Genomic DNA, 13653 nt, shown 5'->3' on the forward strand with positions numbered 1-13653 from the left:
ACCAAGACCACTGGACAAGGCGAATCACCTTTGATTCCTTATGGATGATTCGGCAGCAGGCGGAGCCGAATCACCGAACTTAACGAGGAACGAGGGAGCCCGTCGGATGGCGAAGGCAGGGGGTTGGGCTTTGCCCCTGATTGCGGGCATGGCTGCCGGGCCACGAACCCGACGCGCAAGGCGCATGGGACTGGCAGGCAACGCCAAGATTATTGCAGCTCCGGCCTATGAACGTCTTCTGGCCATAGAGCCCTATCTGCGCCGTTCCATTCCCGTTCTCATCATCATCTTTCTTCTGGTGCTGGCGGCAGCACGGCTTCTCTCGCTCTTCACCTGGCGCGACGACATCGAACGCGACGCTCGGACCATGCTCGCGCTGGCGGCGGATTCGCTGGCCGCAAGCGTGGCAATCGACACGACCGAGACCGAGCCGGCACAGAAGGCGCGCATGCTCATCGAAGAAGCGATGCGCCGCGCCGGATCGGAAGACGAGCGCGTGCTCGCCATCACCGATGAAAACTTTGACGTCCTGGCCACATCGCCCAACGGACAGAACCTCATCGGTCGCTCGCTCGAAGACGTGTTGGCGGGCGGCCAGCCGCTCTTCCTGTTCGGCGCACGTGCCGGAGTGATGAATGTGGAGATTGCCGGTGAGCAGTGGCTTGCGTCGCTTGTCCATGTTGCCGGTCAGGAGGGCGCTGCCGTCGCCCTCACCTCACGCGACGGTCTCTTTGCCGACTGGCGCCGTTCCGTTTCGATGAATGTGTCGCTGTTTGCCCTGACCGCGGGCATCCTGATGGTGATCCTCTACGCCTATTTCAGCCAGGCCGCGCGTGCCCAGGCTGCCGACCGAATTTACATGGAAGCACACCAGCGCATCGACATGGCCATGGTGCGCGGCAAATGCGGCCTGTGGGACTGGGACATGGTGCGCGGCAAGATGTTCTGGTCACGCTCCATGTTCGAGATGCTGGGCTACGAGACGACCGACGAGATGCTTTCCTTCGGTGAGGTCGCGGCGATCATCCATCCCGACGATGGCGATCTGTTCGATCTGGCCAACCGCATCATGGCGCGCGAGATTGATCACGTAGACCGCGTCTTCCGTATGAAACGCGCCGACGGACAGTGGGTCTGGGTGCGTGCGCGGGCGCAGGTGGTGGACCCGAACGCACCGGAGCTGCACCTGATCGGCATCGCCGTGGATGTGACCGAGCAGCGCACGCTTGTGCAGCAGACGGAAGCGGCCGACCAGCGGCTGCGCACAGCGATCGAGAGCATCGGCGAATCCTTCGTACTGTGGGACTATGCCGAGCGGCTCGTCATGTGCAACACCAAGTACAAGCAGGATCTGGGCGTCGACGAGAGCATGATCGTCTCCGGCGCGCGGCGCCGCGACATCGAAGCGCTGGCGCCTGCCTTCCGCTCTGAACGCAGACTGGCCGTGCCCTCAGGCAATGGTAACGGCGCCACCTATGAACGACAGCTCGCGGACGGACGCTGGCTGCAGGTGACGGAACTCAAAACGCGCGACGGCGGCACGGTTTCCGTCGGCACCGACATTACCCAGCTCAAGCAGCATCAGGGCAAGCTTGTCGACAGCGAGCGCCGGTTGATGGCGACCATTCACGATCTCAGCCTCGCGCGCCGCGCCGAGCAGGAGCGCACACGCGAACTCAGTGAGCTGAACCGCAAATACATGCGCGAGACCGAGCGTGCCGAGGCGGCGAACCGGGCAAAATCCGAGTTCCTGGCCAACATGTCGCACGAGCTGCGCACACCGCTCAACGCGATCATCGGTTTCTCGGAAGTGATGGAATCTGGAATGTTCGGGCCGCTTGGCTCGGAGCGCTACGAGGAGTATGTGCGCGACATCTGTTCGAGCGGTTCCTACCTGCTCGGCGTCATCAACGACATTCTCGACATGTCGAAGATCGAAGCCGGCCAGTTCTCGGTCGATTGCGAGGAAATCGATCTGTGCCCGCTGATCCGCGAAACGGTGCGCGTGGTGGAACTCCAGGCGGCGGAAAAATCGATCGCCATGAAGATGGACATCCCCGAGCGGATGCAGGTCTTTGCCGACCGCCGCGCAATCAAGCAGATCGTCATCAATCTGCTGTCCAACGCCGTGAAGTTTACGGGCGAAGGCGGGCACATATCGCTGCGCGCGCGAAAGGTCGGCCCGGCGGTCACGCTTACCATCGAGGATTCAGGCTGCGGCATCCCGCGGGATGCCCTGAAAAAGCTCGGCCGCCCCTTCGAACAGGTTCAGAACCAGTTTTCAAAAAGCCACACGGGCTCCGGCCTTGGCCTTGCCATTTCCCGCTCGCTGGCGGAATTGCATGGCGGCGTGCTGAAAATCCGCTCGACAGAAGGCGTCGGCACCATCGTGTCGGTGCGCCTGCCGGCCGAAGAGCGCAAAAAGCCGGCCGTGGCCGCCTGAGTTAAACGACCGCGCCGACAAGTTCTTCGAACAGCCGCCGCACCCTGCCCGCCGTTTCTTCCACATGCGCTTCCAGAATGCCGAGTTCCGGTAGATCGGTCTGCCGCAACATGAGGTCGGCGAAGCCGGGCGGCGCCTCGTCCGGATCAAACCCGCCTTCAAGGCAAAGCCGCGTGGTCTGCGTGAGCGTCATATAGAGGTGATGCGCATCGACGAGTTCCTGGCGCGCCTGAGGCGCGCAGAACGTCTCTGATAGGGAAGAAAGAACCTCACTGGTGGCGGTCGTTTCGCTTTCGGACCGGGTGTTTCTGGTGAGCACGGCCACCTGGGCGATGAATTCGAGGTCGATGAGGCCGCCAGGCACAAGCTTCAGATCCCAGACGTCGCGGGCGGGCTTCTCCTCCTCCAGTAGCCGACGCATCTCAGCCGCTTCGTTGCGGATCTTCTGCGTGTCCCGCGGCAGGGCGAGGATTTTGTGCACCTCCTTTTCGACACGCTCGATCAGCGCCCTGTCGCCGGCGAAGGCGCGCGCGCGCGTGAGTGCCATGTGCTCCCAGGTCCAGGCTTCGTTGCGCTGATAGCGCGCAAAAGCGTCGATATGCGTGGCGACCGGCCCTTTGTTGCCCGAGGGGCGAAGGCGCAGGTCCAGCTCGTAGAGCACGCCCTCTGCGGTCGGCGCGGAGACGGCTGCAATCAGCCTCTGGGTCAGGCGCGCGTAATATTCCGAAGGCGCCAGCGCCTTTTGCCCGTCCGAATAGTCGGCATCCTCGTCGTGATCGTAAAGCAGGATCAGATCTATGTCGGAACCAGCAGTCAGTTCGCGGCTGCCGAGCTTTCCCATGCCCAGAATGGCGACACGCCCGCCGGCGATGCGACCGTGGCGCCCGGCGAAGTTCTCAACCACCGCCTCGAGCGCGGACTCAACCGTGAGATCGGCCAGGTCCGAAAACGCCTTGCCGGCGCGCGCGGAATCGATGGCCCCGGTCAGGAGCCTGATACCGATCAGAAACTTCTGCTCGGCCGCAAAGATGCGCAGCCTGTCGAGTATCTCCTCGTAAATCTGCGCGCCAGCCAGAAAGGTCTCCAGCCGCTCGGAGAGATAGGCCCGGTCGGGGAGCTCGGAGAGTAGCGCCGGATCGAGAAGTCCGTCGAACACGTGGGGCCGCCTGGTGATGATCGCGGCCAGGCGTGGCGCTGCGCCCATGATGCTCACCAGCATGTTGAGCAGGGCCGGGTTGGACTGCAATAGCGAGAAGAGCTGAATGCCGGCCGGCAGTCCTGCCAGAAATGCATCGAAGCGCAACAGCGCCTCATCGGCGCGCCGCGTGCTTCCAAAAGCCTCGAGAAGGGCCGGTGTGAGCTCGGTCAAACGCTCGCGCGCTTCTGCCGACTGCGTCGCGCGGTAGCGGCCATAATGCCAGCCGCGGATCACGCGGCACATGTCGCTTGGCCGCTCGAAGCCGAGTTCGCTCAGGGTTTCCAGCGTGCCCGGATCGTCCACATCGCCGGTAAAGACCAGATTGCCGACACCGCGCGAAAGCTGCGGTGCGGTCTCGAAGAGATCAGCATAGTGCTGTTCGACCAGGCGCAGGCTTTCACGGAAGGCTTCTGAAAACGCTTCTGCATCGTCGAAGGCGAGCAGATGCGCGATGCGCTCCAGTTCATCGTCCTCTTCGGGAAGCGTGTGGGTCTGCTCGTCAGCCACCATCTGCAGGGCGTGCTCGACATCCCGCAGGAACCAGTACTGACGCGTCAGCGCCTCCTGCGCCTCCTCGTCAATCCAGCCGCAACGGGCGAGTTCCTTGAGCATGGTGACGGTGCGCCGACCGCGCAGTTCCGGGAAACGGCCGCCGGCGATCAGTTGCTGGGTCTGGACGAAAAACTCGATCTCGCGGATGCCGCCGCGCCCCAGCTTGACGTTGTGGCCGCGCACCGCCACAGCCCCATGTCCCTTGTGCGCATGGATCTGGCGCTTGATGGAATGGACATCGGCGATGGCCGCATAATCCAGGTATTTGCGCCACACATAGGGCTGCAGTTCTTTCAGGAAGCTTTCGCCGGCCACAAGGTCGCCGGCAATAGGGCGCGCCTTGATCATCGCCGCCCGTTCCCAGTTCTGGCCGCGGCTTTCGTAATAGTGAAGCGCCGCCTCGACAGGTATCGCCAGCGGGGTGGAGCCCGGATCGGGACGCAGCCGCAGATCCGTGCGGAAGACATAGCCATGCTCTGTCCGGTCCTGAAGGATTCGGACGAGCCTGCGTGTGAGGCGGACAAAGAGATCGATGGCCTCATAGGCCTCGATGATGGCCGGCGCGTGCGGATCGACCAGCACGATCAGGTCGATATCGGAAGAGAAGTTCAGCTCATTGGCACCGAGCTTGCCCATGCCAAGCAGGATCCAGCCGCTGCCTTCTGCCGGTCTCGCTCGATCGGGGAGCTTCAGTTTGCCCGCGCGGTCGGCATCGAGAAGCAAAAAATTGACGGCGGCGCGAATGCATTTGTCTGCAAGAAGGCTCAGCCGCTCGGTGGTTGTGGCCGTGTCCGCAACATCGGCAAGCCGGCAGAGCGCAATCAGGAAATGCGCCTCCGCCTTCAGATCGCGCAGCGCCTTCATCTGACCGCTTTCGGTCTGTTCCTGCGCAAAGGCACTCGCATCGATGCGCTCGAACAGCATTTTGAGCCGTTCGTCGGCCGGCGCGTCGAACAGGGCTTCGAGAGCGTGCGGGTTGCGGCGCGCACAATCGCGCAGGAATGGCGAAAGCTCGAACACCGCCGAGAGGAAACCCGTTAAACCGGTATTGCTCCCGAGGAGGTCGCACAGGCGCGCGCATTGAGCATGCTCGGCTGCTTCACGGACCATCTCAAGCGCTTCCGCGGCCTCGTCGTCATCGACCGGCTTCAGGACAAGAACCGGCGCCCCAAACCAGAGGCTTCCATCAGCAACCGCATCACGCCCCATCAAGGCCCCCTCTCCGGTCAAGCATTATCGCTCGCCTAGCCCCTCTCAGTCGGAGGCTTCACGCTTCCTGAAAACCGTTTCGACTTTCCGTTTCGGCGCTTCAGCGGGAAACACCATTGTCACGGCGAGACCGGGCTCGTTGTCGGCGAATTCGAGACGTCCACCATGGAATGTCATGACAGCCTTGGCAAGGCTGAGCCCCAGACCGGAACCCGGCTGGGTACGGCTTTCCTCAAGGCGCACGAAGCGTTCCGTCACGCGGCGACGGTCCGCGTCGGGAACACCGGGACCATTGTCGCGCACCGTCAGCCGAATTTCAGAGGCTGCGGTTTCCAGGGAGACCTGCACCGCCGGTGTCTCGCCAGAACCCGCCGAATACTTGATCGCATTGTCAACGATGTTCGATAGCGCCTGTCCGATCAGTTCACGGTTGCCCTGCAGCGTGACGGCACCGTCAATCTCGGCCTCAAGCGCCACGCCCTGCTCCTCGGCGAGCGGCTCGTAGAGTTCCACCACATCGGCCAGAATGGCGCGCAGGTCTATTGTCGACGTGGCTTCCGCGGAGTACCCCGCCTCGAGCCGCGAAATCATCAAAATGGCGTTGAACGTGCGTATGAGCTGGTCGGATTCGGCGATGGTGCGTTCCAGAGCAGCGCGGTAGTCCGCCGTTTTCTGGTTTCCGGCCAGCGCGGCTTCCGCCCTGTTGCGCAGGCGCGTCAACGGCGTCTTGAGATCATGGGCGATGTTGTCCGAGACCTCCCGCAACCCCTCATTCAGGGCCGCGATACGATCCAGCATCTTGTTCAGATTGTCGGAAAGCCGGTCGAACTCGTCACCCGCTCCCGAAATGGGCAGCCGGTGGCTGAGATCGCCACCCATGATGCTACGGCTTGCCTCGGAGACGCGGTCGATGCGCTTCAGCGCGCGGCGGCCGACAAAGTACCAGATCAGCAGGGCGCCCGCGCACATGATGGCGAGCGTGACCACAAGGGCGCGCTGCATCACACTGCGGAATTTTTCCGGTTCGCCGAGATCGCGCCCGACCATGACGATGATCTGGTTGGGCAGTCGGAACACGACTGCCATCGCCTTGTGCTCCGCCTCGCGTGCACGGGGCTCAATGCGCGCCTCACCCTCGCCAAAACGGCTATAGGTGAAAGGCCGTTCCGTCCAGCCCATCACGTCGAGCACACCTGGCTGCAGGCTTTCCACATTGCCGGAAAGAATGCGGCCGTTGGCATCGGCCAGAAGATAGAGATTGGCGCCCGGCTGGCGCGCGCGCGATTCGATCACCCGCACGAGAAACGGCAGGCCGCCTCGGCGATAGGCACGATCGAGGCCGCGCACCTCCTCATTGATGGCTTCGCGTGTCTGCCCGACCAGCATGCGGGCCGAGAGCGAGGTCATGTAAATAACGAGAAATGTGGCGCAGACGGCAAAAAGGATGAGATAGAGCGCTGAAAGACGCGCCGCCGTCGTGTTGAGGATCGAAAGAAGCCGCGCCATCAGTCCTTCAGCATATAGCCGGCGCCACGCACCGTATGAAGCAGCGGCTTCTCAAAGCCCTTTTCGATCTTGCCGCGCAGGCGCGAGATGTGCACGTCGATGACATTGGTCTGTGGGTCGAAATGATAGTCCCAGACATTTTCCAGAAGCATGGTCCGGGTCACCACCTGTCCGGCATGGCGCATCATGTATTCGAGCAACCGGAACTCGCGCGGCTGGAGAACGATTTCCTGCCCCGCGCGTCGCACCGTGTGCGACAGGCGGTCCAGCTCCAGATCGCCGACATTGTAGACGGTTTCGACATCCTTGGCGCCGGCCCGCCGGCGCAGGACCTCGATGCGGGCGAGCAGTTCGGAGAAGGCGTATGGCTTGGTCAGATAGTCGTCGCCACCGGCGCGCAGGCCGGTCACCCGGTCATCCACCTCTCCCAGTGCCGAGAGGATGAGCGCAGGTGTATCGTTGCCGCCAGCGCGCAATTCGGCGATGATCGACAGACCGTCCCGACGCGGCAGCATGCGATCGACAACAAAGACGTCGTAGCTGCTGGTTTCGGCCATGGAAAAGCCGCTGTCGCCGTCGCGTGCGATGTCGGCCGTGTGGCCTGCCTCGGCAAAGGCGTTCCTGAGATAGTCAGCCGCTTCCCGATCGTCCTCGATGACAAGAATCTTCATGCGGTTGTTATAACCTCTTCCCAGATGAAACGTCTTCCTGAAAGGTCTGGATGACAACAGAACTCCCCCGCAGCGACCGCGAGGGAGTTCAGGATTTGCCTCAGAGATCAGCCCTCCCTGGTCGGCAGGGCGACAAAGCGGCTGGCATCGTTGCGTTCGATCTGCACCAGCACGGCCTTGCGACCGGCTTTCACGGCAGCCGAGACGGCCTCCTCGACATCCTTGCCCGATTTCACCGACTGCGAGTTGACGGTGCGGATGATGTCGCCAGGGCGGATTCCGCGGTCATCTGCCGGGCTCCCGGGTTCCACGTCCGTCACCACCAGGCCAGCGTCATCTTCTGCGGGCGTCACCTTCAGGCCGAACTGGGCGTCCATCGTGCTCGACTGCGAACCGCCTCGTGCCGACGCCATCGTCTCCATACCCGGCATCTCGGAGAGCATCACCTTGACGCTCTCTGTCTCGCCGCTGCGCCAGAGCGTCACGTCGACCTCATTGCCCGGCGCGAAGCCGGCGATCAGGCGGGCCAGCTCCTTCGGCGAAGCGACCGGCTTGTTGTCCACTGCGATGATGATATCGCCGGAGCGGATACCTGCCTTGGCTGCCGGCTCGCCTTCCTGCGCATCGGCAACCAGCGCGCCTTTCTCCTCATCGAGGCCAACGGATTCGGCGATGTCTTTGGACACCGGCTGGATCTGAACACCAAGCCAGCCGCGTTCAACCGTACCGTCCTTGATCAGATCTCCGACAACCTCTTTGGCCACCGAGGCTGGAATCGCGAAGGCGATGCCGACATTGCCGCCGGAGGGCGAGAAGATCGCCGTATTGATGCCAACGACCTCACCGGTAAGATTGAAGGCCGGGCCACCGGAATTTCCGCGGTTCACGGCCGCATCGATCTGGATGAAATCGTCATACGGTCCGGCACCGATATCGCGGCCACGGGCGGAGACGATGCCTGCCGTCACCGTACCGCCGAGACCGAACGGATTGCCGACGGCAACCACCCAGTCACCGACGCGCACCTTCTCGTCATCGGCGAAATCGACATAGGTGAACTTGCGTTCCTCATCGACCTTCAGCACGGCGAGATCGGTACGCGGGTCGGTGCCGACCAGCTTTGCGTCGATCTCCGTACCGTCATCCATGACGACGGTGAAGTTGCTGCCGCCATCGACCACATGGTTGTTGGTGACGAGATAACCGTCTTCGGAAATGAAGAAGCCGGACCCCTGAGAAACCGGGCGCGGACGACGACGCTCGGACCGGCGATCCTGCTCAAATCCGCGATCGCCGCGGAACTCGCGGAAGAAGCGCTTCAGGGGGTGCCCGTCCGGCAGTTCTTCAAAGCCCGGCATGTCGAAGAAACCCGAGCCACCGGGATTCGATGTCATCTTGACATCGGCTTTCACGCGCACACTGACGACCGCGGGAGAAACCTTCTCGACGATATCGGCGAAGCTCGGAGCCTGAACCGGCTGGTCCAGCCGGACAGCTTCAGCCATGACTGGCACCGTTCCGCTGGTGACAGCGCCCAGACCGATCGCTCCGGCAATGGCGACAGAAGCGATTGTCGCCATCAGGCGCCCGCGCTTCTTTCCGATAATACCCTTCTCCAGTGCCTTGTTGTCCGCGTCCTGATGCATAGCAACCCATCCTCTTGGAAAATCTCATTTCGGCGCGCAAAAGCGTCTTGGAGTGATGAAATAGCGATCTGCACATTACAACGCCATTTCCAGCCGATGAAATTTTCGTAATGTTCGCATCAAATTGGGCTCATTCCCCTCCGCGAACAGCGGTGTGGACATGCGCGACACTCACAAGCGTTCTGTGAACCGGACACTTGCCGGCGATTTCGACCAGTTTGTCCAGCAGCTCGGATGATATGGTATTCTCCACATCGATCACGCGTTCAAATCGGTCGATACGTCCCTGAGCATTCGCCGCCTCGGAGCAATCCGCACAATCCCTGGCATGGACCTTGTTGTGCGAGACGTCGACGCTGATGCGACCCAGATCCAGCTTCTTGCGATCGGCATAAAGACGCAGTGTCATCGTGGTGCAGGCGCCAAGGGCTATAGACAGAAAGTCATAGGGTGACGGTCCCGTGTCGAGCCCGCCGAAACTCTCCGGCTCATCCGCGAACAGGCGATGCCGGCCGGCCTGCACCGCATTCTGGAACTTGCCCTGCCCCGTCTCCATCACGCGCACACGTTCCACTGGCACCGTGCCCTGGGGTTCGTCGCCGGGGAGATAGCGCGAGAGCCAGCCACACATCGCACTTGCGGCAAAGGAGGCGTCCTCGGGGTCTGTCAATAGATGATCGCCCTGGTCCAGCGATATGAAGCTCTTGGGGTGTTTTGCCGCCAGAAATATCTGCGTGGCGTTGTCGATGCCGACAATCTCGTCGAGCGGCGCATGCAAAACGAGCAGCGGCTTGCGCATGCCGGCGACGGCATCCAGAAGACTGTGCGACCGGACATCCTCGACAAACTGTCTCTGCACGCGAAACTGCCGACCGCCGAGCGAAACATCCGCTTCGCCTTCCTTCTGGATGCTCTCAAGCGAAGCACCCAGATTCTTCAGCACATGCGCCGTATCGGCAGGCGCTCCAATGGTTGCGACCGCCTTTACGGAGGGCAAGCGCCCGGCAATGGCAAGAACCGCCGCACCGCCCAGAGAATGCCCGACCAGAACGGAGGGCGCCTCGTAATGCTTTTCAAGAAAGGTCGCCGCACTGAGCAGATCTTCGAGATTGGTGGAGAAATTGGTCGATGCGAATTCGCCCTCGCTGGACCCGAGGCCGGTAAAGTCGAAGCGCAACACGGCGATGCCGGCCCGCGCCAGTTCGGCAGCGATACGCCGCGCAGCGAGCAAATCCTTCGAGCACGTAAAGCAGTGAGCAAACAGTGCGTAGGCCCTGATCGGCCCGTTCGGCAGGTCGAGCCGCGCAGCGAGATCGGCGCCGGAATGGCCTTTGAACGCAAGCTTCTGTGTTTTCGCCGTCATGGGGTCCCCTTTCGCACGTGCCCGGGCCTGCCAACAGGCAGGCTGGTTTCAGGCTAAGTGGGTGCGGACCCTTCGTACAGGTTTGCGAGGCGCAATTTCAGTCACGGTCGTTCAAAATCTGGTCAAGGCGCTCTTGCTCGTCTGCGCTCAGGCCAGAGACAGCCTCTCCTGTCTTCCTGCGCCGTGCGTTTGCGACAATCAATGCTCCCCCGAACAACAGAAGCATAACAGGAGCCCCCCAGAGAAGGGCGTTGCGATAGCTGAAGCGCGGTTTCAGGAGAACGAATTCTCCATAGCGATCGACCACATAGGCGATGACCTCTTCGTCGCTGTCGCCTGCCTCCAGGCGGTCGCGCACCAGAACCCGGAGATCACGAGCCAGTTCCGCATCGGAATCGTCGATCGACTGGTTCTGGCAGACCATACACCGCAACTCGGCAGAAAGGTCGCGCGCGCGCGCCTCCAGCGCCGGATCATCCAGCACTTCGTCGGGTTGTACGGCAAACGCGGGCTGAAGCGCCAGAAACACAAGCCCGCAGACTGCGAAGAACGCGCCGGAAATCAACCGCCTCATGCCGCCCTGCCCTCTGTAGCCGGTTTTCTGCCCGGTATTCTGCGTGGCATCGGCGCTCCAATCCGCAGCCGGCGGTCAAGCAGCGACACCGTCCCACCAATCATCATGACCAGCGCACCCAGCCAGATCAGCGTGACCATCGGCTTCCACCAGATTCGCACGACGATCTTGCCGTTCGGGGTCTGGTCGCCGAGGGAAACGTAGAGCTGGCTCAGGCCAAGCGTGCGGATGCCAGCTTCGGTGGTGGGCATCTGACGCGCGGTGTAAAGACGCTTGGAAGACACCACCTCGCCGAGCGGCTTCCCGGTCACACGGGTCAGAATGAACGTTGCCTGATCCTCCGTGTAATTCGGTCCGGTGAATGGGCGCAGGCTGCCGAACCGTAGATTGTATCCCTGTATCTCCACCGTTTCGCCCGGCTGCATCGCCGCGATCTGCTCGGTTTCCAGCGTGGTTACGGAGATGATCCCGATTGTCGTGAGCCCGATGCCGGCATGGGCAAGCGCTGTCCCGAACACCGAGCGCGGCAAACCCCTGAAACGACTGAACGCCACGGACGGTGTTGCCTTGCCGAGCCCGGATTTGATCACGAGGTCGGTCAGCGCGCCGAGCACCAGCCAGACGCCCAGTCCGATGCCGAGTGCCGCCAGAACGGAGGCGCGGTCGACCAGAAGGACGACGAGAAGCGCTGCAGCCAGGGCGCTGCCGAAAGCCCAGAAGAGGCGTTGCGAAACAGCCCATAAATCACCGCGTTTCCAGGCAAGGAGGGGCCCGAAAGGCACAATCACCAGCAAGGGAAGAATGAGCGGGCCAAAGGTGAGATTGAAGAAGGGCGGGCCGACCGAAATCTTGTCGCCCGTCACGGCTTCAACCAGAAGCGGATAAAGCGTGCCGATCAGCACGGTGGCGGTCGCCGTCGTCAGGATGAGGTTGTTGAGGACAAGCGCGCCCTCGCGCGAAACCGGCTGGAAAAGGCCGCCCGGCGTCAGGGTTGCCGCCCTCCAGGCAAAGAGCGCCAGCGACCCGCCGATGAACAGGATGAGAATGCACAGAATAAAGACACCGCGTGCCGGATCGGTAGCGAAAGCATGGACGGACGTCAGGACACCTGAGCGAACCAGGAACGTTCCGAGCAGCGACAGAGAAAATGTCAGGATTGCGAGCAGGACGGTCCAGATTTTCAGCGCCGAGCGCTTTTCCATCACCAGCGCCGAGTGCAGCAGCGCCGTTCCCCCCAGCCACGGCAGCAGGGAAGCATTCTCGACCGGGTCCCAGAACCAGAACCCGCCCCAGCCAAGCTCGTAATAGGCCCAGTAAGAGCCCATTGCGATGCCTCCTGTCAGAAACATCCAGGCTGCCAGCGTCCAGGGCCGCACCCAGCGCGCCCAGGCCGCATCCAGCCGGCCCTCGATCAGGGCCGCAATGGCAAAGGAAAAGGCAACGGAGAACCCGACATAGCCAAGATAAAGAAGGGGCGGATGAACGGCGAGCCCGATGTCCTGGAGAATGGGGTTCAGATCACGCCCCTCCATCGGCGCCGGGTCGAGGCGCGCAAACGGATTGGAGGTCGCCAGAATGAATATGATGAACGCGCAGCTGATCGCCCCCTGCACCCCCAGCACATTGGCACGCAGCGACAGGGGCAGGTTGCGCCCGAAAACCGCCACCAGTGCACCGAAGAAGACAAGGATCAGCACCCACAGGAGCATTGAGCCCTCGTGGTTCCCCCATGTGCCGGTGATCTTGTAGAGAAGCGGCTTGGCCGAATGCGAATTCTCCCAGACGTTCAAGACGGAGAAATCCGACTGGATATAGGCCGAGGTCAACGCCATGAAGGACAGCGCAACCAGCATGAAGTTGGTCAGAGCGGCCGGTTCGCCCACGCGCATCAGCGTGTCGTTTTTGAGTTGCGCTCCAACGATCGGCACTGTCATCTGAACCAGCGCCAGCGCAAAAGCCAGGACAAGGGCGAAGTGACCGAGTTCGATGCTCATTCTCTCATGCGCTCCAATCAAGCCGTTTCTGGCCGCGTCCCGACGGGTTTTCCACCAGCGTCAGTTTTCCTGCCAGATACCCTTTTCCTTGAGACTGTCGGCCACTTCGCGTGGCATGTAGTTTTCGTCATGCTTGGCGAGCACCGTATCGGCGACAAAGGTCTGGCTCTCGTCGAACACACCCTCGGTGACCACCCCCTGCTCCTCCCGGAAGAGATCGGGAAGGATGCCGTTGTAGCGCACCGTCACCGTTTCGCTTCCATCGGTCACCGCAAAGCGGACATGGGTATCGTCGGAGCGTTCGATGGACCCCTTTTCCACGAGACCGCCAAGGCGGATGCGCTGGCCCGCAGCAACCGGCTTTTCCGCCAGATCACCGGGCATGTAGAAATAAGAGGTCTGTTCCCCCAGAGCATAGAGGGTCAGCCCGGTGGCGGCACCGAGAAAGCCGATCGCGCCTGCGATGATCGCCAGTCTTTTCTGTTTCCGTGTCACAT

9 protein-coding genes are annotated in these 13653 nt (G+C 62.0%); 1 reads left to right on the plus strand and 8 read right to left on the minus strand.

Annotated features, from left to right (window positions below; all coding sequences use genetic code 11):
- Window positions 1-106: 106 nt before the first annotated feature.
- Window positions 107-2443: a PAS domain-containing sensor histidine kinase gene (locus AC07E3_RS15570; protein ID WP_478363154.1), complete on the plus strand. Its 2337-nt coding sequence runs from the start codon at window positions 107-109 to the stop codon at window positions 2441-2443.
- A gap of 1 nt (window position 2444) precedes the next feature.
- On the opposite strand, the gene AC07E3_RS15575 is transcribed toward AC07E3_RS15570, so the two are convergent.
- The 8 genes from AC07E3_RS15575 to ccmE form a co-directional block, all read right to left on the minus strand.
- Complete coding sequence (locus tag AC07E3_RS15575; protein ID WP_478363156.1) at window positions 2445-5402, minus strand: bifunctional [glutamine synthetase] adenylyltransferase/[glutamine synthetase]-adenylyl-L-tyrosine phosphorylase; 2958 nt, start codon at window positions 5400-5402, stop codon at window positions 2445-2447.
- Between the two features lie 45 nt (window positions 5403-5447).
- On the minus strand, window positions 5448-6908 hold the full coding sequence (locus tag AC07E3_RS15580; RefSeq protein WP_478363158.1) for a sensor histidine kinase: 1461 nt from the start codon (window positions 6906-6908) through the stop codon (window positions 5448-5450).
- Window positions 6908-7579, minus strand: coding sequence for a response regulator transcription factor (locus AC07E3_RS15585; RefSeq protein WP_336065808.1), 672 nt, complete (start codon window positions 7577-7579; stop codon window positions 6908-6910). Before AC07E3_RS15585 ends, AC07E3_RS15580 begins: the two co-directional genes overlap by 1 nt.
- Before the next feature lie 107 nt (window positions 7580-7686).
- Window positions 7687-9225 (minus strand): Do family serine endopeptidase, encoded by a 1539-nt coding sequence (locus tag AC07E3_RS15590; RefSeq protein WP_336065810.1) that lies wholly within the window; start codon window positions 9223-9225, stop codon window positions 7687-7689.
- 130 nt (window positions 9226-9355) lie between these two features.
- Entirely contained in the window at window positions 9356-10588 is a 1233-nt protein-coding gene (locus AC07E3_RS15595) for a bifunctional alpha/beta hydrolase/OsmC family protein (protein ID WP_478363160.1), read from the minus strand.
- A 97-nt stretch (window positions 10589-10685) separates the two neighbouring features.
- Complete coding sequence (locus AC07E3_RS15600; protein ID WP_478363162.1) at window positions 10686-11162, minus strand: cytochrome c-type biogenesis protein; 477 nt, start codon at window positions 11160-11162, stop codon at window positions 10686-10688.
- Window positions 11159-13156 carry a heme lyase CcmF/NrfE family subunit gene (locus AC07E3_RS15605; protein ID WP_478363164.1) on the minus strand — a complete coding sequence of 666 codons (1998 nt, stop codon included), beginning with the start codon at window positions 13154-13156 and terminating at the stop codon, window positions 11159-11161. Before AC07E3_RS15605 ends, AC07E3_RS15600 begins: the two co-directional genes overlap by 4 nt.
- A gap of 60 nt (window positions 13157-13216) precedes the next feature.
- Window positions 13217-13651, minus strand: coding sequence for a cytochrome c maturation protein CcmE (gene ccmE, locus AC07E3_RS15610; protein WP_478363166.1), 435 nt, complete (start codon window positions 13649-13651; stop codon window positions 13217-13219).
- Between the last annotated feature and the right edge of the window lie 2 nt (window positions 13652-13653).

The sequence above is a fragment of the Nitratireductor lacus genome, assembly GCF_056431025.1.

What these genes read in the sequence shown, in the direction of transcription:
- AC07E3_RS15595 (WP_478363160.1), bottom strand. Translation starts at nt 10,588, where the DNA reads ATGACGGCGAAAACACAGAAGCTTGCGTTCAAAGGCCATTCCGGCGCC.
- AC07E3_RS15600 (WP_478363162.1), bottom strand. Translation starts at nt 11,162, where the DNA reads ATGAGGCGGTTGATTTCCGGCGCGTTCTTCGCAGTCTGCGGGCTTGTG.
- AC07E3_RS15590 (WP_336065810.1), bottom strand. Translation starts at nt 9,225, where the DNA reads ATGCATCAGGACGCGGACAACAAGGCACTGGAGAAGGGTATTATCGGA.
- AC07E3_RS15585 (WP_336065808.1), bottom strand. Translation starts at nt 7,579, where the DNA reads ATGAAGATTCTTGTCATCGAGGACGATCGGGAAGCGGCTGACTATCTC.
- AC07E3_RS15575 (WP_478363156.1), bottom strand. Translation starts at nt 5,402, where the DNA reads ATGGGGCGTGATGCGGTTGCTGATGGAAGCCTCTGGTTTGGGGCGCCG.
- AC07E3_RS15570 (WP_478363154.1), top strand. Translation starts at nt 107, where the DNA reads ATGGCGAAGGCAGGGGGTTGGGCTTTGCCCCTGATTGCGGGCATGGCT.
- AC07E3_RS15580 (WP_478363158.1), bottom strand. Translation starts at nt 6,908, where the DNA reads ATGGCGCGGCTTCTTTCGATCCTCAACACGACGGCGGCGCGTCTTTCA.
- AC07E3_RS15605 (WP_478363164.1), bottom strand. Translation starts at nt 13,156, where the DNA reads ATGAGCATCGAACTCGGTCACTTCGCCCTTGTCCTGGCTTTTGCGCTG.